Origin of the sequence: Kitasatospora sp. NPDC049258, from assembly GCF_040678895.1 — a bacterium.
GTDB lineage: Bacteria > Actinomycetota > Actinomycetes > Streptomycetales > Streptomycetaceae > Kitasatospora.
The window spans coordinates 1-20,984 of record NZ_JBFAQT010000059.1; the positions used below are offsets into that span (position 1 = coordinate 1).

Here is a 20,984-nt window from a genome sequence, read left to right on the forward strand (position 1 = left end):
TGAAGCTGCCGCCGCCGAGCGCCTGGGCGGCGCGCAGCCAGACCGTCGCGGTGCAGGGTTCCGACGACGGGGCGAGCTTCTCCGCGGTGCTCGATCCGGGTCCGGCCCCGGCTACATCGGCTGCGGCTTGAGCACCGCGAAGGCCGCGCCCTGCGGATCCGCCACGACCGCCATCCGGCCGGCCGGCATGTCGAACGGCGGGGCCAGCACCGTCCCTTGCCGCTTGACCAGCGCGTCGACCGTGCTGTCCACGTCGTCCACGGCGAAGTAGGTCAGCCAGTGCGCGGGGGTGCCGGGCGGATCGTTCGCCAGCCTGGTCGTACCGCCGACGGCGCGGCCGCCGACGTTGAAGGCGAAGTAGTCGTCCATGCCCTCCATCAGCGCGATCTCGGCGCCGAAGACCGCCCGGTAGAACGGTTCGACGGTGCCGGGGTCAGCGGTGTGCAGCTCGTTCCAGACCAACGCCCCGTGCTCGCCCGCCACTTGGGCGCCGATGAAGTCGGCCGGCTGCCAGACCCCGAACACCGCACCTGCGGGGTCGGCCACCAGCAGCATCCGGCCGGTGCCGGGGACGTCCATCACCGGCATCAGCACCGTCCCGCCGGCCTCGACCACGGCGCGCTGGACCGCGTCCGCGTCGGTGCAGGCCAGATAGGTGGTCCAGGCGACCGGTGGCTGCGGCAGGCCGTCGGGCGCCAGCTGCGGGCCGATCCCGGCCACCGCCCGCCCGTTGAGGCTGCACACGGCGTAGCCGCCGAGCTCCGCCGGCCCGATCTCACCCTGCCAGCCGAAGAGGTCGCGGTAGAAGCCGAGCGCCGCCTGCTGGTCGGCTGCGGTCAGGTCGACCCAGCAGGGCGTGCCGGTCGCGTACGCGGTGGTGATCTCGGGCATCTTCGTCCTCCCGGGTCGTGGCGGCCCCGTCGCTCACCTTCCCGGCCGCTGCCCGTTCCCGCCACCGGAGGCGGCCGATCCTGTCGCCGTCCACCCCTCACCGTCCACCCCTCACCGTCCACCCCTCACCGTCCACCCCTCACCGTCCACCCCTCACCGTCCACCGCGCGACGCTTCGAGCTGCCGCCTCCCGGGGCCGATGGCACGCTGGGACGCATGCCCGTCCCAGTCGCCGGATCCCGTGGGAGCGCCCGATGAGTCCGACCGGAAGGCTGGCCGCGCTGCCGTGCGGGCGCCGCAGCAAGTGGATCGTGCTGGGCCTCTGGGTGATCCTGCTGGTGGTGGCCGGCCCGCTCGCCGGGAAGCTGATGGACGCCGAGGACAACGAGGCCTCCAGCTGGCTGCCGGGCAGCGCCGAGTCCACCCAGGTCCTGGTCGAGCAGCGGACCTTCCAACCGATCGACACCGCCCAGGCGGTGGTGGTCTACGAGCGGCCCGACGGCATCACCGCCGCCGACCAGGCCAAGGCCGCCCAGGACGCGGCGTCCTTCGCCACCGTGCCGCACGTGGTGGGCCGGGTGATCGGGCCGCAGCTGTCCGCCGACGGCAAGGCGATGCAGACCGTGGTGCCGGTGGAGATCGGCAGCACCGGCTGGAACGACCTGCGCTCGGCCGTGGACGACATGCGGGCGACCGCCGCCGCCGGCAGCAACGGCATGGCCACCCATGTGACCGGCCCGGCCGGCATCGGCGCGGACCAGGCCGAGGCCTTCGCCGGGATCGACGGCACCCTGCTGTTCGCCACCGTGGCGGTGGTGATCATCCTGCTGCTGCTCACCTACCGCAGCCCCACCCTGTGGCTGCTGCCGCTGCTGTCGGCCGGTGTGGCCCTGTTCGTCGCCCAGGCGCTGATCTACCTGCTGGCCGAGCACGCCGGGCTGACCGTGAACGCCCAGAGCGCCGGCATCCTGATCGTGCTGGTGCTGGGCGCGGGCACCGACTACGCGCTGCTGCTCACCGCGCGCTACCGCGAGGAGCTGCGCCGGCACGAGGACCGGCACGAGGCGATGGCGTACGCCCTGCACCGGGCCGGGCCGGCGATCCTGGCCAGCTCCGCCACCGTGGTCGCCTCGATGCTCTGCCTGCTGGTCGCCGAGATGAACTCCACCCGCGGCCTCGGCCCGGTCTGCGCGATCGGCGTCCTGGTCGCCCTGGTGGCCATGCTGACCCTGCTGCCGGCCCTGCTGGTGATCTGCGGCCGCTGGGTGTTCTGGCCGGTCAAGCCCGGGTACGGGACGGCGGAGCCGACCAGGACCGGCCGCTGGGCGCACGTCGGCGCCTGGATCGGCGGCAAGCCGCGCAAGGTCTGGATCGGCACCGCCCTGGCCCTGGGCGCCTGCTGCATCGGGCTGGTCTCGCTGAACGCCAACGGCCTGTCCACCGCCGGCACCTTCACCGGCACGCCGGACTCGGTGGTCGGGCAGCAGGTGCTGACCGAGCACTTCCCCGGTGGCACCGGCGCACCGCTCACGGTGATCAGCGCGACCGGCCCGGCCGAGGCCGTCCGGGCGTCGGCCGCCGCCACCCCGGGCATCTCCGCGACCACCCCCGTGGTCGCCCACGACGGTCTGGCCGTCTTCCAGGCCACCCTGGCCGACCCCCCGGACAGCCAGGCCGCCAAGGACACCGTGGACCGGGTCCGCACGTCCGTGCACGCGGTGCCGGGCGCGGACGCCAAGGTCGGCGGCAGCACCGCCGTGATCCTGGACGCCGGGCGGGCGGCCTCGGCCGACAACCGGGCGATCATCCCGCTGGTGCTCGGCGTGGTCCTGGTGATCCTGGCCCTGCTGCTGCGGGCGGTGGTCGCCCCGCTGGTGCTGATCGCCACGGTGGTGCTCTCGTACGCGGCGGCGATGGGCATCAGCGCCTTCGTCTTCGCGCACGGCTTCCACTTCGACGGCCAGGACAACGCCTTCCCGCTGTTCGTGTTCGTCTTCCTGGTCGCCCTGGGCATCGACTACAACATCTTCCTGATGACCCGGGTGCGGGAGGAGTCCGTCCACCGCGGCACCCGGGCGGGTGCGATCGCCGGGCTGGCCGCGACCGGCGGGGTGATCACCTCGGCCGGCCTGATCCTGGCGAGCACCTTCGCCGTGCTGGGTACGCTGCCGGTGGTCGGGTTCGCCGAGATCGGCTTCGCGGTGGCGCTCGGCGTCCTGCTGGACACCCTGGTGGTGCGGTCGGTGCTGGTGACCGCCCTCGCCATCGACCTGGACCGGCACATGTGGTGGCCGAGCGCGCTCTCGCGCCCCGGCCCGCCGCCCGAACCGGTCGGGGCCGCCCCGGCCGACGCCCGCTGACGGCGACGGCCGGCCCGGCCCCGTACGGTGCGCCGGGCCGGCCGTCGGGTGGCGTCAGGACCCGGCCGGGACCAGGGACTTGCCCAGGCAGATGCTGTCCGGGTGGTCCTTGTAGTAGCCGAACTTCACGATCGGCAGGTAGCCCTCGGAGGTGTAGAGGGCGATCGCCTCGGGCTGCTTGTTGCCCGTCTCCAGCACCAGCCTGGTCCGGCCGGCCGCCAGCGCGGCCTGCTCCAGATGGCGCAGCACGCCCCGGGCCAGCCCGCGGCCGCGGGCGGTGGGCACCACGTACATCCGCTTGAGCTCGGCGTCGCCCTCGCCCAGCCCCTCCTCGTCCTTCTCGTTCACCCGCCAGCCGCCGCAGGCGGCCGCCTCGCCGTCCAGGTAGGCGACCACGAACAGGCCGTAGGGCGGGTCGAAGTGGTCGGGGTGGATCGAGGTCTGGTCCATGTCGCCGTAGCGGCGCACGTACTCCTGCTGGACCTCGGCCGACAGCTTCTCGGCGTCCGGGTGGCCGAACCCGGTGGTGCGTATCTCCATGGTGGTCAAGCGTAAGGGGAACCGGTCAGCGCGGGTCGAAGCGGGCCACCAGGTCGTCCTTGCCGAACATCCGGGCGGTGTCCAGCGCGGACGGCGTACCGGCCAGCGGGTCGGCGGCGCCGGCCAGCAGGGCGTCGATCACCGCGGCCTCGCCCTTGAAGACGGCGCCGGCCAGCGGGGTCTGGCCGCGGTCGTTGGCCCGGTTCGGGTCGGCGCCGCGCTCGATCAGGGCCCGCACCGCGTCGGCGTGGCCGTGGTACGCGGCCAGCATCACCAGGGTGTCGCCCCGGTCGTTGGTGAGGTCGGCCGGGGCGCCCGCGTCGAGGTAGGCGGCCAGCAGCGCCGCGTCGCCGGCGCGGGCCGCGTCGAACAGCCTGCCGGCCAGCGCGAGGACCTCGGCATCGGGCGCGTCGGGCGTCTGGGGTGCGGAGTCGGCCATGAGGGACCTTTCGTGGAGACCTGCGGATGGGCGCGTGGGGCGTACCGGGCACGGTAGCGGACGAGGCCGGGGCCAGGTGGTAACGCATCCGTTCGAGCGAATTTCGGCTCGGGGAGGAACCAGGCGCGGCAGGGCGGGGAGGCCTCTTGCGCGGCGCGAAGGCGCAGGACGTACACAGTCGACCGGCCCGCCCCGGCAAGATCCACCCATTTGCCACATACCATCATCTATTACTTTTTGTCACGATTAGGGCACTTTCTGTAACCACCTGTCCCCCCTCTTCGAGGAGCAGACCCGTGATCCTCTCAATCTCCGGCATCGTCCTGTTCGGCACCATCGCCTTCCTCTTCTTCCGCCGGGACGGCCTGAAGATCTCCCATGCCGTGGTGTGCGCGCTCCTCGGCTTCTACATCGCCGGCTCCTCGATCGCCCCGAGCATCCAGGCCGGCGGCGCCAGCCTGGCCAGCCTCATCGGCGGCCTGAAGTTCTGAGCCGCAGCTCCTTCAGGGACGGCCCGGGCGCGGATCCCACCGCCCCGGGCCTTCTGCCAACCCGCCACCTGCCGTCCCACCGCCCGGGGAGTCCCACCATGCCAGTCACCCGCCACCTCAGCCGGGGTCGCGATCTCGCCCGCACGGCCGGCGACCACGCCGCCGACATGTTCGCCCCGCTCGCCCTGATCGGGCGCGGGCTGCACCGCCACGCCGAGTGGGCCAGGGCCCGCTGGGCGGCCACCCCGAAGGACCGCCGCGGGCCGACGCTCTTCCTCACCGCCGCCGCCCTGCTCGGCGTCGTGCTGCTGCCGCACGGGCTGCTGCTCGCCGTGGCGGCCCTGATGGCCAGCGCCGCCTGGGTCGGCCGCCGGCCCAAGGCCGCCAGCACCCCCACGCCGGACATCGCCGAGCTGAAGCTGACCGCCCTGTACGCGGCGCTCACCCCGTACCTGGCCGGCCCGGAGGAGATGGGCTCGCTCTACCGGCCGGACGGCGAGCACAAGGACGCGTTCCACTCCTGGGAGTTCGACGCCGAGGGCCGGCTGACCTCGCTCGAGCTGTCCTACCCGGTGTACTTCACCGACACCGAGCCGGCCGCCCGGGCCCGGATCGAGCAGGTGCTGCAGGGCAAGGCCGGCCGGGCCCGCGAGTACCGCTTCGACTGGGACGAGGAGTCCAACCGGCTCAAGGTCAGCGCCCTCGCCCCGCTGGCCACCGACATCGCGGCCCAGAGCTTCGTCACCTCCCCCGGCGAGATCGTGCTGGGCTTCACCGACAGCGACAGCAGCCACCGCGCCATCCCGGTGATCCAGGGCGGCGCCGCGGCCCAGCAGCCGCCGGTGGTCTGGCGCACCGGCCCGCGCTCCGCCGAACCGCACCTGCTGGCGCTCGGCTCGGCCGGCACCGGCACCTCCTCGCTGCTCCGTTCGATCGCCCTGCAGGCCCTGCCGCACGGCGACCTGGTGGTGATCGACGGCGCGGGCACCGGCGAGCACGCCTGCCTGGTCAACCGGCCGGGCGTGCACACCGTGGAGACCAGCCTGCACGGCGCGCAGGCCGCGCTGGAGTGGGTGGCCAAGGAGACCGAGCGCCGGCTCACCGTGCTCAACGCCTCCCGGCACCACGGCATCGCCGCGCCGGAGGACGTCACCCGGCCGCTGTGGCTGCTGCTGGACCACCCCACCGAGCTGTCCGAGCTGGCCCAGGCCGAGGGCCGGACGGACCCGCAGGACCTGCTGGAGATCCCGCTGCGGCACGGCCGGGCGGCGCGGATCACGGTGGTCTTCGCCGATGACGTCGAGGCCCGGGACCGGGTCTCCGCCACCGTCCGCTCGACCTGCCGGGCCCGGGTGGTGCTCGGCCCGACCACCCCCGACGCCGCCGCCGCAGCGCTGGGCGCGCCGCTGGACATCGCACCCGCCGCGCAGACCCCGCCCGGCCGCGGCTACGCCCGGATCGGCGCCGGCGCCCCCGTCCGGCTCCAGGTGCCGACCACCGTGGACCCGCTGGACGAGGAGGCCGCCCCCCAGCTGCGGGACGCGGTGATCGCGCTGCTGCCGCACCGCGACACCCGGACCGAGGCGCCGGCGCCCGCCCAGCCGCCGGCGCAGCCCGTCCTGGCCCCGGCGCAGCCCGGTGAGCCGGCCGAGCCGCCGGTGGCCGCGGTGATTCCGGTGATTCCGGTGACGGCCGAGCCGCCGGCGGCGGCACCCGCCGCGGTCGAGCCGGTCAAGGAGCCGCAGCCGCTCCAGCCCGGCCCGGCCTGGTGATCCGGGCGGCGGATCCGCGCCGGCTCGACCGGGTCGGCGCGTCATCACCAAGCGAGCATCAAGCGCATGACGATAGGCTGTCGCAGCGTCGACCATGCGGTCGCAATGTGCACAAGATGTGACACACAGGGTGATATCACCGCTCAGATGTGACAAATCGGGCGGCGATGGGTACAAACAGGGGCGGCACGACAGGCGACGCCCGTCCCGGGACGGGAATCTTCGTCGGCGGCCGAGCGTTGGACCGAACGACGAAGACAGCGACCACTAGTCCTGTGGGCCAGAAGCCCGGGAGGCACGATTCATGAGCGAGCGAGCTCTCCGCGGCACGCGACTCGGGGCGACCAGCTACGAGACCGACCGCGGCATCGATCTGGCTCCCCGCCAGACCGTCGAGTATGCATGTCAGAACGGACACCGATTCGAGGTTCCCTTCTCCGTCGAGGCGGAGATCCCCTCGGTGTGGGAATGCCGGTTCTGCGGCCAGGAAGCAATGCTTCTCGACGGTGATGAGCCGGAGGAGAAGAAGACCAAGCCGACGCGTACCCATTGGGACATGCTGATGGAGCGTCGGACCAGGGAGGAGCTGGAGGAGGTGCTGGCCGAGCGGCTGGCGGTGCTCCGGTCCGGCGGGATGAACCTCGCGATCCACCCGCGTGACACCCGCAAGAGTGCATGATCGGTTCTCCGCCTCGGCGGTAGGGCCAGGAGGAAGGGCCCCGGGCTACCAGCCCGGGGCCCTTCCTCACTTCTGACCCAGTGGCTTTGACCTGGTGGGTCATGACCTAGTGGGTCAGCGGCGGGCGGTAGGCGGTGTCCGGCCCGTCGGCGCCGGGCTGCGGGTGGTCGACCACCTCGCCCTGGATCACCTTGCCGTCCGGCCGGTGGATGCGCAGCTGCTCCTGGAGCCGCAGCGCGTCCGCGAACGGGGCCGCCCCGGCCGGGGCCGTCCCGTTCAGCACCCGGCCGGCCGTGCGGCGGCCGAGTGCCCGCCAGAGCGCCCTGGTCGGCGGGAACAGCAGGGTCAGGCCGAGCAGGTCGGACAGGAAGCCGGGCAGGATCAGCAGCACGCCGGCCAGCACGGTGAGGCTGGTGCCGGTCTGCGCCTGCGCGGGCTTGGGATCACGGCTCTGCTCGACGGCCGCCGAGAAGGCCTTCCGGCCCGCCCGCTTGATCAGCGAGCCGCCCAGGAAGACCCCGGCGACCAGCAGCACCAGCACGGCGAACCAGCCCACCACGCCGGCCACCAGCGTCAGCAGCCAGATCTCCAGCAGCACCCAGGCCACGACGGCGAGCGGCAGAAAGCGCCGCACTCGGCCCTTGCGGGCCGGGCGGACCTGGTCGGTTGTCTGGGCCACGGTACGAATCCACTCCATCGGGGTGCTCTGCTGTGCACCGCCGGCGGACTCCGGCCGTGGCTACGGCACCTGTGTGGTCAACGGCTCGGACGCGGGGGATGTTCCACCCGGGCGCCGCCGGCGCAGACCGGCGGCGGCCGCGAAGCCGCAGGCCAGCAGGCCCGCGACGGCCAGCGTCCACTCCGGCGCGGCGCCGAGCCGGTCGGCCACCGTCTTCCCGTCCCGCAGCGGCACCACCGCGTTCAGCACCGCCGGGGTCAGCTCCTCGGTCCGCGAGACCACCGAGCCGTCCGGGGCGATCACCGCGCTGATCCCGCTGGTGGCGGCGATCAGCACCGCCCGGCCGTGCTCGACCGCGCGCAGCCTGGACATCGCGAGCTGCTGCTCGGGCTGCCCGCTGCGGGCGTAGGTGGCGTTGTTGGTCTGCACCACCAGCACCCGGCCGCCGTCGTTGACGGTGTCGCGGACGATCTCGTCGTAGGCCACCTCGAAGCAGATCACGTCGCCGATCCGGGCCGGGCCGAGCTGCATCACTCCGTTGTGGGTGCCGGGGTAGAAGTCCCGGGCGACCCGCTGGAGCCGCGCGATCACCTTGGACAGTTCGGCCCGGAACGGCACGTACTCGCCGAACGGCACCGGATGCTGCTTGGTGTACGAGGCGCCGGGGCCGAGCGCAGGGTCCCAGACGATCCCGTTGTTCTGGACGTGCTGCGCGTCCGGGCCGTCCACCAGGGCGCCGACCAGGGTGGGCACACCGACGCTGCGGACGGCCTCGTCGATCCGGGCGTAGGCCGCCGGATCGGTGTACGGGTCCAGGTCGGAGGAGTTCTCCGGCCAGATCACCACGTCGGGGCGCGGGGCGCGGGCGGCCGCGATGTCGGCGGCGAGCCTCTCGGTCTCGTTCGCGTGGTTGTTGAGCACCATCATCGGGCGCCCGAGGAAGTCCATCCCCGGCTTGGCCACGTTGCCCTGCACCAGGGCCACCTTGACGGTGTCGTCGGCGGCGGTCGGCACCGGCACCAGGTACCCGGCGAGCAGGGCCGCCAGGGCGCCGCCGGCGCCCACCGCCGCCACCGGGAACGAGCGGCGCGGGCCGCCGCGCAGCCGCAGGGCGCCCCAGGCCAGCAGGGTGCCGGACAGCGCGGCCGCGAAGGTCACCAGCGGCGCCCCGCCGAGGGCGGCCAGCGGGGTGAACGGGCTGGCGGTGTTGGCGAAGGCCAGCCGGCCCCAGGGGAAGCCCCCGAGCGGCAGCCGGTCGCGGGCCCACTCCTGGGTCACCCACAGGCAGGCCGCCCAGAGCGGCCAGCCGGGGAGCCGGGAGGTGAGCGCGAGCGCCCCGCCGAGCAGCGCCAGGAAGAGCGCCTCCACGACCGACAGGCCGACGGTGGCGTCCCAGCCGATCACCCGCAGCCAGGACAGCAGGGCCAGGAAGAACGGCAGCCCCAGCGCGAAGCCGGTCCAGGCCCCCTGACGGACGCTCCGGCCGCGGGTGAGCAGCGAGAGGCCGGCCACCGCGAGGATCGACAGCGGCCACAGGTCGTACGGGGGGAAGGAGGCGGCCAGCAGCAGGCCGGCGAGCACGGCCAGACCGGTCCGGGGCAGGCCGGCGCGGATCCGGGCGAGGCGCCCGGGGCGCTTCGGGACGCCGTCCGTCGTCTCGTCCACTACCGGCTGCTCCTGCTGCACGGGCAGTGCCACCTGCGCACCACCTCTCTGGTCGGTCCGTCCGCTCGATCCGGCCGCCCACGATCGAGAGCCGTCCGACGAAGGTACCTCGCACCAGTATCCGCCCGGCTCACGGGGTGTCCCAGGTCACTCCCGCCGCCGAGCGGCCGGCTCAGGCCCGGTGCACCGTGCGGCCGCGCACCACGGTGCGCAGGCAGACCGGCAGCGGGCGCCCGGGGGTGAGGTCGGGCAGGCCCGGGGTGCCCGAGCGGGGGTCGGTGGACCAGCCGGCCACCCGGTCGTCGGGGGCCTGGACGACCAGCTCGGCGGCGTCCCAGACGGCGAAGCTGGCGACCGCGCCGGGCACCAGCACACCGTCCTGGTCGCGGCCGAGCGCGCGCCAGCCGCCGCGGGTGTGCGCGGTGAAGGCGGCCCGCACCGAGATCCGGTGCTCCGGGGTGCGGTGGAAGGCGGCGGCCCGGACGGTGCCCCAGGGGTCGAGCGCGGTGACCGGTGCGTCCGAGCCGAAGGCCAGCGGGACGCCGGCCCGCAGCAGGGCGGCGAACGGGTTCAGGGCCGCCGCCCGCTCAGCGCCCAGGCGCTGGACGTACATCCCGTCCGGGCCGCCCCAGGCGGCGTCGAAGGCGGGCTGCACGGAGGCGGTCAGGCCCAGCTCGACGAAGGCGGCGACGGCCTTGTCGTCCAGCGACTCGGCGTGCTCGACCCGGTGCCGGGCGGCCTTCACCCGGGCCGGGCCGACCCGGTCGGCGGCGGCCCGGACGCCTTCCAGCACGGCGGCGACGGCGGCGTCCCCGATCGCGTGGAAGCCGGCCTGCAGGCCGGCCTCGGTGCAGGCGGCGACGTGGTCGGCGACCTGCTCGGCCGTCAGGTAGGCGGCGCCGGTGTGCTCGGCGTCGGCGTAGGGGGTGTGCAGGCAGGCGGTGTGCGAGCCGAGCGCGCCGTCCACGAAGAGGTCGCCGCCGGCGCCGACCGCGCCCAGGCGGCGGGCGGTCTCGATGCCGCCCAGCTCGCCCCAGTAGCCGAAGACCTCCGGGCCGTCGGCCTCGGCGGCCAGCGCCAGCAGCGCGGCGAGGTCCTGCTCGGAGGAGATCTGCGGGCCGGCGCACTCGTGCAGGGCGCCGATGCCCAGCTGCGCGGCCCTGGCCAGGGTGGCCAGCTGCGCGGCCCGGCGCTGCTCGGACGACAGGTGGGCCAGCGCGGCGGCGCGCACCGCGTGGTGGGCGTCGCGGCTGAGCGGCGCCTCGGGGTGGTACCCGGGGAGCGCCGCGAGGCCCTCGGTGAGCCCGCGCAGGGCGGTGGTGGCCAGCGCGGAGTGCACATCGGTGCGCGACAGGTAGAGGGCGGCGCCGGCGGCGGCACGGTCCAGCTCGGCCAGGGTCGGCGGGCGGCCCTCGGGCCACTTGCTCTCGTCCCAGCCGTGGCCGATCAGCACGCCGGCGGGCGCGCCGGCGGCGAAGGCGGCGATCCGGTCGAGCGCCTCGGCCAGGGTCGGGCAGCCGGTCAGGTCCAGGCCGGTGAGCGCGAGTCCGGCCGAGGTGGCGTGCACATGGGCGTCGACGAAGGCCGGGGTGACCAGCGCACCGGCCAGCTCCACCACCTCGTCGGCGGTGTCCGCGTACGCCTCGGCGGCGCCGTCGCTGCCCACCCAGGCGATCCGCTCGCCCTCCACCAGCATCGCGGTGGCGAACGGGTCGGCGGGGCTGTAGACGTTACCGCCACGGAGCAGGACGGTGCGGTTGGTGCGTTCGGTCATGGCCCCAAGTCTGCACCCGACCCACCCGGGTCAGAGCTTCGGGGGGCGGGCCTCGTACGGGGTGGACAGGACCACCGTGGTGCGGGTGGAGACGCCGGCGGCGGACCTGATCCGGGCCAGCAGGTCCTCCAGGTCGCCCGGGCCCGGCACCCTGACCTTGAGGATGTAGTTCTCGTCGCCGGCCACGCTGTGGCACGCCTCGATCTCGGGCAGGCCGATCAGGCGGTCCGGGGTGTCGTCCGGGGCGCTCGGGTCGAAGGGCTTCACGGAGATGAACGCGGTCAACGCCAGGTTGACGGCCTGGGCGTCGACGATCGCCGTGTAGCCGCGGATCACCCCCCGCTGCTCAAGACGGCGCACCCGCTGGTGCACCGCCGAGGTGGACAGGCCGGTGGCCTTGCCCAGGTCCGTGTAGCTCATCCGGCCGTCTTCGAGAAGCAGCTGGACGATGCGCTGGTCGAGATCCTCCACAAGGCGCAAACCTAGCGCCCCGGAGCTCGGATCGCCGACCCCGCAGCTCACGCGACCCGTGGACGGCCCGCCGGCGGCCCGCACCGGCGTGCGGGCGGCCGCCCTACCGAACCGGCGCAGTGCGGGCGGCACATGCCGGGAGAATGTGGCGAAGGACACACCTCGTGCATCATCGTGCGCCGACCTGCAGGGTTATGACGGCCCGTCGGCGGGAAGTGCTGCTGTTGGCCCGGGCTTCACCCGCGGCCGGCCCGATCCGAGGGGGATCCCGATGCCTGCTACTGACCAGCGCTCGCTCAGCGCCGCGGACGAACGCACCGAGGAGGACGGCTACGCCGAGTTCGGCCCCACCCCGGGGGCGGACCCGGGCGAGGCCGAGACCTGGGAGATCGTCCGGGTGCACTGCCCGTCCTGCGACCGTCCGATCGCCCTGGTGGGCGACGAGGAGCGGCTGCCGCTGCACGCCGTGCTGCCGACCGCCTGGCACCCGTTCTCGCCCGCGGTCTGCGCCGGCTCCGGCGCGCCGGCCGACGACCTGGCCGAGTGCGACACCCCCGAGCACGGCGGGCCCGACCTGGCCGCCCTGCTCGCCCTGCCGGCCGAGCTGGACTGGCGCACCCAGCCGTTCTCGCACGCCGGGCCGCGGCGCACCGTGGAGCACGCCCCGCAGGTGCCCGCCCAGCGGGGTGCCGCGGCGCGGCGCTGACCCGGCCGACGGGCCCGCGCCGCCCTGCGGCGGCGCGTCAGCGCCCGGTCAGGTGCCGGCCGATGACCAGCCGCTGCACCTGGTTGGTGCCCTCGACGATCTGCAGCACCTTGGCCTCCCGCATGTAGCGCTCGGCCGGGTAGTCCTGGGTGTAGCCGTACCCGCCGAGCACCTGCACGGCGTCGGTGGTCACCCTCATCGCGGCGTCGGTGCAGAACAGCTTGGCCATCGCCGCCTCCTTCGAGAAGGCCAGCCCGGCGTCCTTGAGCCGGGCGGCCGCCAGGTAGAGCGCCCGCCCGGCCTCGATCTGGGTCGCCATGTCGGCGAGCATGAAGGACAGCCCCTGGAAGTCCGCGATCGGCCGGCCGAACTGCTGCCGGGTGCCCGCGTAGTCCACCGCCAGGTCGAGCGCCGCCTGGGCGACACCGATCGCGCAGGCGGCGATGCCCAGCCGGCCCGAGTCGAGGGCGGCCAGCGCGATCTGGAAACCCTGCCCCTCCTCACCGATCAGCCGCTCGCGGGCCACCCGGACACCGTCGAAGTGCAGCTGAGCGGTCGGCGAGGAGCGCATGCCCATCTTGTGCTCCGGCGGGGCCGCCGACAGGCCGGCCGCGCCGCCGGGCACCAGCACGCAGCTGATGCCGCGGGCGCCGTCCTCCCCGGTGCGCACCATGGAGCTGTAGAAGTCGGCGTGCCCGCCGTGGGTGATCCACGCCTTGGTGCCGCTGACCACGTACTCCTCGCCGTCGAGCACTGCCCGGGTGCGCAGCGAGGCCGCGTCGGAGCCGGACTGCGGCTCGGAGAGGCAGTACGCGCCGAGCTGCTCGCCGCTCAGCATCCCCGGCAGCCAGCGGTCGCGCTGCTCGTCGGTGCCGAAGACGGCCAGCGCGTGGCAGGACAGCGTGTGCACGCTGACGCCGAGGCCGACGGCCAGCCAGCCGGCCGCGAGCTCCTCCAGGACCTGCAGGTAGACCTCGTAGGGCTGGTCACCGCCGCCGTACTGCTCGCCGTACGGGAGGGACAGCAGGCCGGCCCGGCCGAGGGTGCGGAACACCTCGCGCGGGAAGCGGTCGCCGGCCTCGTCGACGGCGGCGTGCGGGGCGACCTCGTTCTGCACCAGCTCACGGGTCAGCCCGAGCAGCTCTCGGGCCTCCTCGCTGGGCAGCTGACGGTCCACGGGCTTGGCGGATACGGCGCTCATGGCTGCGTCTCCTCGATCGGGCGGGCCCAGGTGTGGCGGGCCCGGTACGGGGCTGACGGGTCGGGTGGACCGTCACCGGCCGAAGTGAACGGTCGTTCACACGGGGCGGCGAAGCGAGTATGCCCGATATCGGCCTGACCAGTCACTGTTACGGGTCGGTCACTGCCCGGACGGCACCTAGAGTGACCTGGTGGCCGACCTCCCCCGCACCCCGGACGAGCAGGACGCCGCGGCCGAGCTGCCGGCCCTGGCGGCCGGGCTGCGGGCGCTGGCGCCGTCGCTCGGGCCGGTGCGGCTGATCGCCGTGGACGGGCACGCCGGCTCCGGCAAGACCACCTTCGCGGGCCGGCTGGCCCGCGCGCTGGGCGGCGCACCCGTGGTGCACCTGGACGACCTGGCCACCCACGAGGAACCGTTCGGCTGGGTCGGCCGGCTGCGCCGCCAGGTGCTGGAGCCACTGGCGGCCGGCCGGACGGCCGAGTACCGGGTGTACGACTGGACGCTGCGCCGGTTCGAGGCGGTGCGCCGGGTGCCGCCGGCGCCGGTGGTGCTGCTGGAGGGCGTCGGCGCGGGGCGGCGCGCGGTGCGCCCGGCGCTGGCCCGGCTGATCTGGATGGACCTGGACGCGGCCGCCGCCCGGGCCCGGGGCGAGCTGCGGGACGGCCCGGAGCTGGCGGGATTCTGGGCGGGCTGGGCCCGCGCCGAGCACGCGCACTTCGCCGCCGACCCGAGCCGGCCGGCCGCCGATCTGCTGGTCGACGGGGTCACCGGGCGGATCGTCCGGGGCACCCTCGGTGAACCCGCGCACGGCCCTTGACCTGGGGCGTCACCAGGACTTAGGTTCACATCACGCGGGAGATAGTTGATCCCGCAACATCAGACTCGGCACCTCCGGCTTGTTCCCCCGTGAGCCGGAGGTGCCGTCTGCTTTCCCCGCACTCCCCCGCTTCCACCCCCGCGCGCCCCCGCCACTCCCCCGGCGGAGGCCAACGGCCCAGCCCCCGCTTGGATTTGAAGCGGTGCGGCACCCTTCCGGATCAGCGCTGCGCCGGTACGATTCCAGTCAGGCGCGCAGGCGCGCAGGGGGTTACGGACGGGCGGGTGTTGCCTGCCGCTCGTCGACCGACCTGGCCTCGATGCACTCGGCGGGGGGCGTGAGTGGCGGTGGAGACGTCCGACATCGGTTCCGGCGGCACGGAACCCGGCCGGCAGGCCGACCGCGCCTGGCTGCGTGCGACGGACGCCTACGCGGCGGGCTCCTACGCCCGGGCCGAGGAGGAGTTCCGCACCGCCGTCGAGCTCGATCCGGCGATGGCGGACGCCTGGCTCGGCCTGCACGCGCTGCGCAGCGACACCTCCGGCGCGCTGCTCGCGATGTACCGGCACCAGGACCGCTTCGGCGAGCAGCGGCGCCGGCACCGCCGCCCGCTCAGCTCCTGGTACTGGCTGGGGTGGTGGGTGCAGCCCGTGCTGGAGGACCTCCGCGACCTGCTGCTGGCGCACGCCTCGCACTGGCTGGACGGCCGGCACCTGGCCGAGCTCGACCGCGCGCTGGCGGAGTGCCCGCCGCCCGAGCGGGACCCTTCGGTGCGCTTCCTGCACGCCTGCCGGTCCTACCTGGTCAAGGATTGGGAGCAGCTGATCAGGGACACCGACCGGCTGCTGGACGACCCGGTGCTCGGCATCGAGGCCGGGCTGTTCGGCGGCATGGCCCGGGTCCGGCTCGACATGTGCGCCCAGGCGCAGGCCCCGCTCGCCACCTCGCTGGCCCGCTGCCGCTCCGAGCAGCCGCAGCGCAAGGAGCTGCGGTACTGGCTGGCGAGAGCGTACGAGGGCGCCGGGCGCAGCGCGGCGGCGCTGCCGCTCTACCGGGCGGTGCACCGGGCCGACCCCGCGTTCATGGACACCTCGGCGCGGCTGGCGGCGATCGCCTCCGACGGGGTGCTGGACGCGCTGCTGGTCACCGAGGCGGACCGGGCGATGCTCGAACCGACGCTGCCCGACTCCGAGTTCACACCCGACCTGGTCACACCCGACGCGTTCGCTCCCGACCCGTTCCCGCCCGACGCGTTCGCAGCCGACGCGTTCGCAGCCGACCCGGAGCCGGCCCCGACCGGGCCGGGGGCCGGCACCAGCGCCGGGCCGCCTGCCGGGCCCGGCGCCGGGCCCGGCGGTGGCACTGGGGCGGAGCCGGCCGTCGAGCCGCTGGCCGAGCGCTCGGGCTCGCCGGGCAGCGCCCCCGGCGGCGAGCAGTGCGCCGACCGGCTGCCGCGCGCCACCGCCGAGGCCCAGGCCGCGCCGGCCGCGGCCGGCCTGGCGTACCCACCGGCCGAGGGCCTGCGCCCGAGCGACGAGGGCCAGCTGGACGAGGCGCTGGCGGCGCTGGAGCGGATGGTGGGGCTGGAGCCGGTCAAGCGCCAGGTCCGGGCGCTGTCGGCGCAGTTGCGGATGGCCCGGCTGCGGGCGGACCAGGGCCTGCCGGTCCAGCCGCCGAAACGTCACTTCGTGTTCTCCGGCCCCTCCGGCACCGGCAAGACCACGGTGGCCAGGATCCTCGGCCGGGTCTTCCACGCCCTCGGTCTGCTCTCCGGGGACCATCTGGTGGAGGCGCAACGGGCGGACCTGGTCGGCGAGTTCCTCGGGCAGACGGCGGTCAAGGCGAACGAGCTGATCGACTCGGCGCTGGACGGGGTGCTCTTCATCGACGAGGCCTACAGCCTCTCCAACTCCGGCTACAGCAAGGGCGACGCGTACGGCGACGAGGCCCTCCAGGTGCTGCTCAAGCGGGCCGAGGACAACCGCGACCGGCTGGTGGTGATCCTGGCCGGCTACCCGGCCGGGATGAACCGGCTGCTGGCCGCCAACCCCGGGCTCAACTCCCGCTTCACCAGCCGGGTGGACTTCCCCAGCTACCGGCCCGCCGAGCTGACCGAGATCGGCCGCACGCTCGCCGCGGCCGACGGCGACAGCTGGGACCAGGACGCGGCGGAGGAGCTCGCCTCGATCTGCGGCCACGTGGTCGGCGAGGGCTGGATCGACGAGCTGGGCAACGGGCGCTTCGTGCGGACGCTGTACGAGAAGTCCTGCGCCTACCGCGACCTGCGGCTCTCCGCCCAGGGTGAGCCCCCGACCCGCGAGGACCTGGCGGCCCTCCGGCTCCCCGATCTGCTGCAGGCCTACGGCGAGCTGATCGACGGCCGGAACGAGTAACGGGGCACCCCGGGCGGGAGGAACCGCGCGAGGCGGAAGACCGCGGCGCCGCACCTTCCGTCCCCGCGCAGTTCCTCGCACCCCTCGAGGACGCCCACCCAGGGCCCCCGGTCCGGTCCCTTCGCAGCCCCCCGGAGGGGTCAGGGGCGGGGGGTGGTGGGGCGGCGGTGGTCCGGGTCGTGGACCTCGCCGACCAGTTCTTCCAGGACGTCCTCCAGGGCGACCAGGCCGAGCTGGCGGCCGTCGGGGTCGACCACCACGGCCAGGTGGGTGGCGTCCCGCCGCATCGCGCCCAGCGCATCGTCCAGCGGCAGCCCGCCCCGCAGCACGGTGACCGGGCGCCAGAGCCGGGCCGGCACCGGGAGGTCCTGGTCCTCGACCTCCAGGATGTCCTTGACGTGCAGGTAGCCGCGGACGATCCCGTCGGCGTCCACCAGCGGGAAGCGGGAGAAGCCGGTACGGACGGCCAGCCGCTCGATCTCCCGGGCGGTCACCTCGGTGCCCACCGTCACCAGCTGGTCGGGCGACAGCAGTACCTCGGTGATCGGCCGGTGGCCGAGCTCCAGGGCGTCCTCCAGCCGCTCCTGGCGGCTGCGGTCGAGCAGACCGGCCTCCTGGGAGTCGGTGAGCAGCAGGAGCAGCTGCTCGGTGGTGTACACCGAGGCCACCTCGTCCCGGCCCTGCACCTTGAACAGCCGCAGCACCGCGTTGGCGAAGGTGTTCAGGACGCGGATCACCGGGTTGAGCAGCCTGGCCAGGCGGTCCAGCGGCGGTCCGAGCCAGAGCGCGGCCTTCTCCGGGCCGGCCAGGGCGATGTTCTTGGGCACCATCTCGCCCAGCACCATGTGCAGGAAGACCACCACCGCCAGCGCCAGCGCGTAGCTGAGCGGGTGCATCAGCGAGTCCGGCACGCCGAGCGCGTGGAACGGGCCCTCGACCAGGTTGGCGATGGTCGGCTCGGCGAGCGCGCCGAGCAGCAGCGAGCAGACGGTGATGCCGAGTTGGGCGGCGGCCAGCATGGCGGAGACGTTGGACAGCGCGTGCAGCACCGTCCTGGCGCGCCGGTCGCCGGCCTCGGCGAGCGGTTCGATCTGGCTGCGGCGCACCGAGATCACGGCGAACTCGGCGCCGACGAAGAAGGCGTTGCCGAGCAGCAGCAGGAGCGAGGCGGCCAGCAGGAGCACGGTCATCGGGTCTGGTCCTCGTCGTACCGGTCGTCTCGGGTGCGCCGGATCTCGACCCGGCTGGTGCGGTGCCGGTCGACGGCGAGCACGGTGAAGCGCCAGCCCGGCAGGGCGGCCTGCTCGCCGACCTCGGGCAGCTTGCCGAGCAGGTCGGCGAGCAGCCCGCCGAGGGTCTCGTACGGGCCCTCGGGGGCGTGCAGGCCGATGCTCTCCAGCTGGTCGATCCGGGCCCGGCCGTCGGCCTCCCAGACCGGCAGGCCGCCGACGGCGGGCAGCGGGCGCAGCTCGGGGACGTCGGCCGGGTCGTGCTCGTCCTGCACCTCGCCGACCACCTCCTCGACGATGTCCTCGATGGTGACCACGCCGGCGGTGCCGCCGTACTCGTCGACCACGATCGCCATCGGCTGCTGACGGCGCAGCAGGTCGAGCAGCCGCTCGGCGGGCAGCGTCTCGGGCACCAGCAGCGGCGGGACGCCGATGCCGGCGACCCGGGTGGCGGACCGGCGCTCGGCCGGGACGGCCAGGGCGTCCTTGAGGGTGACGGTGCCGATGACCTCGTCCAGGCCGTCCCCGTAGACCGGGAAGCGGGACAGGCCGGTGGCCCGGGTCAGGTTGATCACGTCGGCGGCGGTGGCGTCGCGCTGGAGGGCCGAGACGGCGACCCGCGGGGTCATCACGCTCTCGGCGGTCAGCTGGCCGAGGCCCAGCGTCTTCACGAAGAGGGTGGCCGACTCCTCGTCTATCGCGCCGGCGCGGGCCGAGTGCCGGGCGAGCGCGACCAGTTCGGCGGGGGTGCGGGCGTGGCCGAGCTCCTCCTGGGGCTCCAGGCCCAGCGCCCGGACCACCCGGTCGGCCGCGCCGTTGAGCACGGTGATCAGGGGGCGGCAGACGGTCGAGAAGACCCGCTGCGGGCCGACCACGGCGTAGGCGACCTGGATCGGGCGGGCGATCGCCCAGTTCTTCGGGACCAGCTCGCCGATCACCATCTGGACCACGGTGGCGAGCAGCAGGCCGGAGATCACCGCGATGCCGCGGGCGGCGGAGGCGGGGATGCCCACGGCGGTCAGCACCGGGGTGAGCAGCTCGGACAGCGCGGGCTCGGCGAGCATGCCGACCACCAGGGAGGTGACGGTGATGCCGAGCTGGGCGCCGGAGAGTTGGAAGGAGAGCTTGCGCAGGGCCTTCAGCAGGCCGCTCGCCCGGCGGTCGCCGGCGGCCGCGGCCCGCTCGACCTCACCGCGTTCCACGGTGACGAAGGCGAACTCGGCGGCGACGAACAGGCCGTTGGCGAGGATGAGCAGCACGGCGGCGGCGAGCATGAGCCAGGCGGAGGTCACTGGGCCGCCGCCTTCCTGCCGTACGTCGGGAGAGAGGCGGCGCTGGGACTACCGGACGGATCGTCCATCGAGGGGAGGTGTCACTCCTCAGGTCGGGATGGGCTCGTGGCGCCAGGTGCTTTGCCCCGGCTTTACCAGCGTAGACGATACCCGAACGAGTGTAGGGATCTTGTTTCGGCCGCTGTGCGGCGGCACGCCGGACGGTCAGCCGGCGTGGTGCTGCTCCACCAGGTCGCGCAGCGTACGGGCGGCCGCGATGGCCCGCTCGCGACCGCCACCGGCCTGGATGCCCACGGCGGCCAGCGCGGTGCCGTCGGCCAGATCCAGCGTCACCCAGGGGTCGCCGGCCCGGAAGTTGACCCGGACGATCTCGGCCCAGGCCAGCCGGCGGCTGCGGACGAAGTTGACCACCGTGACGCCCTCGGCGTCGGCGCTCACCCGCGGCCGGGCCAGCATCAGGGCGACGCCGGCGAAGAGCAGGCCGCTGACCACCATGGCCACCCGGTCGTTGAGGTGCCAGTTGGCCGGCAGCGCGAAGGCCATCGCGGTGAAGACGGTCACCAGCACGCCGCACATCGGCAGCAGCACGGCCCGGGTGCGGCGGGGGGCCCAGGTGACGGGAAGGGGGGCGGCGACGGTGGACACGTGGTGCTCCAGAGGAACGGGCGGGGGCCGTCGGGCCCCCGCCCGAAGCGGGTGCGGTCAGAGGCGGCAGGCGTGGATGTTGGTCACCAGGATGGCCCGGGCGCCGATGCCCCACAGGTCGTCCATGATCTGCTGGGCCTCCTTGCGGAGCACCATCGACCGGACGGCCACCCAGCCCTCGGTGTGCAGCGGGGAGACGGTCGGCGACTCCAGGCCGGGGGTCAGCGCGACGGCCTTGCCGACGTTCTCGGCCCGGATGTCGTAGTCCATCAGCACGTAGCGGCGGGCCACCAGCACGCCCTGCAGCCGGCGCATGAACTGCTCGACCCGGCTGTCCTCGCCGGCGCCCTTGGGCCGGATGACCACGGCGTCGGAGATCAGGATCGGCTCGCCGAACACCTCGAGACCGGCGTTGCGCAGGCTGGTACCGGTCTCCACCACGTCGGCGATCACATCGGCGACCCCGAGCTGCACCGCGGTCTCCACCGCGCCGTCCAGCTTGGTGACGGTCGCCTTCACGCCCTGCTCGGCCAGGTGCTGCTCGACCAGGCCGGTGTAGGAGGTGGCGATCCGCAGCCCCTCGAGGTCCTGCACGTCGCCGACCTCGAGGCCGACCGGCTTGGCGAACCGGAAGGTGGAGCCGCTGAAGCCGAGCGCCAGCACCTCCTCGGCGTCGGAGGCGGAGTCCAGCAGCAGGTCACGGCCGGTGATCCCGACGTCCAGCCGGCCGGAGCCGACGTAGACCGCGATGTCGCGGGGCCGCAGGAAGAAGAACTCCACCTGGTTGCCCGGGTCGACCAGCACCAGTTCCTTGGGGTCCTTGCGCTGGCGGTAGCCGGCCTCATGGAGCATCTCCGCCGCGGGACCCGAGAGCGAACCCTTGTTGGGGACGGCGATGCGCAGCATGAGCGGAGGTTCCTTCGCTGAAAGGGGGGTGGAA

Annotated in this window: 19 protein-coding genes; 7 read left to right on the top strand and 12 right to left on the bottom strand. The window is 74.3% G+C overall.

Going from position 1 to position 20,984, the window contains the following annotated elements:
* Positions 1-111 precede the first annotated feature (111 nt).
* Positions 112-891 carry a VOC family protein gene (locus AB0K43_RS29695; RefSeq protein WP_363645179.1) on the bottom strand — a complete coding sequence of 260 codons (780 nt, stop codon included), beginning with the start codon at positions 889-891 and terminating at the stop codon, positions 112-114.
* A 254-nt stretch (positions 892-1,145) separates the two neighbouring features.
* Between AB0K43_RS29695 and AB0K43_RS29700 the strand changes: the two genes are divergently transcribed.
* Entirely contained in the window at positions 1,146-3,251 is a 2,106-nt protein-coding gene (locus AB0K43_RS29700) for an MMPL family transporter (protein WP_363645181.1), read from the top strand.
* Between the two features lie 54 nt (positions 3,252-3,305).
* Here AB0K43_RS29700 and AB0K43_RS29705 read toward each other — a convergent pair whose 3' ends face one another.
* Together AB0K43_RS29705 and AB0K43_RS29710 are read right to left on the bottom strand one after the other, a co-directional pair.
* Positions 3,306-3,791, bottom strand: coding sequence for a GNAT family N-acetyltransferase (locus tag AB0K43_RS29705; protein WP_363645183.1), 486 nt, complete (start codon positions 3,789-3,791; stop codon positions 3,306-3,308).
* 25 nt (positions 3,792-3,816) lie between these two features.
* On the bottom strand, positions 3,817-4,230 hold the full coding sequence (locus AB0K43_RS29710) for an ankyrin repeat domain-containing protein (protein ID WP_363645185.1): 414 nt from the start codon (positions 4,228-4,230) through the stop codon (positions 3,817-3,819).
* Between the two features lie 296 nt (positions 4,231-4,526).
* Between AB0K43_RS29710 and AB0K43_RS29715 the strand changes: the two genes are divergently transcribed.
* From AB0K43_RS29715 to AB0K43_RS29725, 3 genes are all read left to right on the top strand, one after another.
* Positions 4,527-4,721 carry a hypothetical protein gene (locus AB0K43_RS29715; protein ID WP_363645187.1) on the top strand — a complete coding sequence of 65 codons (195 nt, stop codon included), beginning with the start codon at positions 4,527-4,529 and terminating at the stop codon, positions 4,719-4,721.
* 98 nt (positions 4,722-4,819) lie between these two features.
* A complete protein-coding gene (locus tag AB0K43_RS29720; RefSeq protein WP_363645189.1) occupies positions 4,820-6,493 on the top strand; it encodes an FtsK/SpoIIIE domain-containing protein in 1,674 nt (557 codons plus the stop codon).
* A gap of 304 nt (positions 6,494-6,797) precedes the next feature.
* A complete protein-coding gene (locus AB0K43_RS29725) occupies positions 6,798-7,172 on the top strand; it encodes an RNA polymerase-binding protein RbpA (RefSeq protein WP_363645191.1) in 375 nt (124 codons plus the stop codon).
* A gap of 106 nt (positions 7,173-7,278) precedes the next feature.
* Here AB0K43_RS29725 and fxsA read toward each other — a convergent pair whose 3' ends face one another.
* The 4 genes from fxsA to AB0K43_RS29745 all read right to left on the bottom strand — a co-directional run bounded on the left by fxsA (position 7,279) and on the right by AB0K43_RS29745 (position 11,761).
* Positions 7,279-7,851: an FxsA family membrane protein gene (gene fxsA / locus AB0K43_RS29730; RefSeq protein WP_363645193.1), complete on the bottom strand. Its 573-nt coding sequence runs from the start codon at positions 7,849-7,851 to the stop codon at positions 7,279-7,281.
* Positions 7,852-7,911: 60 nt separating this feature from the next.
* Positions 7,912-9,549 carry an apolipoprotein N-acyltransferase gene (gene lnt, locus AB0K43_RS29735; RefSeq protein ID WP_363645195.1) on the bottom strand — a complete coding sequence of 546 codons (1,638 nt, stop codon included), beginning with the start codon at positions 9,547-9,549 and terminating at the stop codon, positions 7,912-7,914.
* Positions 9,550-9,688: 139 nt separating this feature from the next.
* On the bottom strand, positions 9,689-11,290 hold the full coding sequence (locus tag AB0K43_RS29740; protein WP_363645197.1) for an amidohydrolase family protein: 1,602 nt from the start codon (positions 11,288-11,290) through the stop codon (positions 9,689-9,691).
* A gap of 30 nt (positions 11,291-11,320) precedes the next feature.
* Entirely contained in the window at positions 11,321-11,761 is a 441-nt protein-coding gene (locus AB0K43_RS29745; RefSeq protein ID WP_363645199.1) for an Lrp/AsnC family transcriptional regulator, read from the bottom strand.
* 271 nt (positions 11,762-12,032) lie between these two features.
* Between AB0K43_RS29745 and AB0K43_RS29750 the strand changes: the two genes are divergently transcribed.
* Positions 12,033-12,467, top strand: a complete 435-nt coding sequence (locus tag AB0K43_RS29750) for a hypothetical protein (protein WP_363645201.1) — start codon at positions 12,033-12,035, stop codon at positions 12,465-12,467.
* 37 nt (positions 12,468-12,504) lie between these two features.
* Here AB0K43_RS29750 and AB0K43_RS29755 read toward each other — a convergent pair whose 3' ends face one another.
* Complete coding sequence (locus AB0K43_RS29755) at positions 12,505-13,668, bottom strand: acyl-CoA dehydrogenase family protein (protein WP_363645203.1); 1,164 nt, start codon at positions 13,666-13,668, stop codon at positions 12,505-12,507.
* Positions 13,669-13,906: 238 nt separating this feature from the next.
* On the opposite strand from AB0K43_RS29755, the gene AB0K43_RS29760 reads away from it, so the two are divergent.
* Both AB0K43_RS29760 and AB0K43_RS29765 read left to right on the top strand, forming a co-directional pair.
* Complete coding sequence (locus tag AB0K43_RS29760) at positions 13,907-14,485, top strand: hypothetical protein (protein WP_363645241.1); 579 nt, start codon at positions 13,907-13,909, stop codon at positions 14,483-14,485.
* Positions 14,486-14,832: 347 nt separating this feature from the next.
* Positions 14,833-16,878: an AAA family ATPase gene (locus AB0K43_RS29765; RefSeq protein ID WP_363645205.1), complete on the top strand. Its 2,046-nt coding sequence runs from the start codon at positions 14,833-14,835 to the stop codon at positions 16,876-16,878.
* 140 nt (positions 16,879-17,018) lie between these two features.
* Here AB0K43_RS29765 and AB0K43_RS29770 read toward each other — a convergent pair whose 3' ends face one another.
* The 4 genes from AB0K43_RS29770 to hisG form a co-directional block, all read right to left on the bottom strand.
* Positions 17,019-18,068, bottom strand: coding sequence for a hemolysin family protein (locus AB0K43_RS29770; protein WP_363645207.1), 1,050 nt, complete (start codon positions 18,066-18,068; stop codon positions 17,019-17,021).
* On the bottom strand, positions 18,065-19,399 hold the full coding sequence (locus tag AB0K43_RS29775; RefSeq protein WP_363645209.1) for a hemolysin family protein: 1,335 nt from the start codon (positions 19,397-19,399) through the stop codon (positions 18,065-18,067). The genes AB0K43_RS29770 and AB0K43_RS29775 overlap by 4 nt, the downstream gene beginning before the upstream one ends.
* Positions 19,400-19,603: 204 nt before the next feature.
* Positions 19,604-20,044 carry a PH domain-containing protein gene (locus tag AB0K43_RS29780; RefSeq protein ID WP_363645211.1) on the bottom strand — a complete coding sequence of 147 codons (441 nt, stop codon included), beginning with the start codon at positions 20,042-20,044 and terminating at the stop codon, positions 19,604-19,606.
* A 57-nt stretch (positions 20,045-20,101) separates the two neighbouring features.
* Complete coding sequence (gene hisG / locus AB0K43_RS29785; protein ID WP_363645213.1) at positions 20,102-20,950, bottom strand: ATP phosphoribosyltransferase; 849 nt, start codon at positions 20,948-20,950, stop codon at positions 20,102-20,104.
* Between the last annotated feature and the right edge of the window lie 34 nt (positions 20,951-20,984).

Excerpts from the sequence above, each read along its gene's own strand:
- AB0K43_RS29695 (WP_363645179.1), bottom strand. The coding sequence starts at position 891 with ATGCCCGAGATCACCACCGCGTACGCGACCGGCACGCCCTGCTGGGTC.
- AB0K43_RS29700 (WP_363645181.1), top strand. The coding sequence starts at position 1,146 with ATGAGTCCGACCGGAAGGCTGGCCGCGCTGCCGTGCGGGCGCCGCAGC.
- AB0K43_RS29705 (WP_363645183.1), bottom strand. The coding sequence starts at position 3,791 with ATGGAGATACGCACCACCGGGTTCGGCCACCCGGACGCCGAGAAGCTG.
- AB0K43_RS29710 (WP_363645185.1), bottom strand. The coding sequence starts at position 4,230 with ATGGCCGACTCCGCACCCCAGACGCCCGACGCGCCCGATGCCGAGGTC.
- AB0K43_RS29720 (WP_363645189.1), top strand. The coding sequence starts at position 4,820 with ATGCCAGTCACCCGCCACCTCAGCCGGGGTCGCGATCTCGCCCGCACG.
- AB0K43_RS29725 (WP_363645191.1), top strand. The coding sequence starts at position 6,798 with ATGAGCGAGCGAGCTCTCCGCGGCACGCGACTCGGGGCGACCAGCTAC.
- AB0K43_RS29740 (WP_363645197.1), bottom strand. The coding sequence starts at position 11,290 with ATGACCGAACGCACCAACCGCACCGTCCTGCTCCGTGGCGGTAACGTC.
- AB0K43_RS29750 (WP_363645201.1), top strand. The coding sequence starts at position 12,033 with ATGCCTGCTACTGACCAGCGCTCGCTCAGCGCCGCGGACGAACGCACC.
- AB0K43_RS29755 (WP_363645203.1), bottom strand. The coding sequence starts at position 13,668 with ATGAGCGCCGTATCCGCCAAGCCCGTGGACCGTCAGCTGCCCAGCGAG.
- AB0K43_RS29770 (WP_363645207.1), bottom strand. The coding sequence starts at position 18,068 with ATGACCGTGCTCCTGCTGGCCGCCTCGCTCCTGCTGCTGCTCGGCAAC.
- hisG (WP_363645213.1), bottom strand. The coding sequence starts at position 20,950 with ATGCTGCGCATCGCCGTCCCCAACAAGGGTTCGCTCTCGGGTCCCGCG.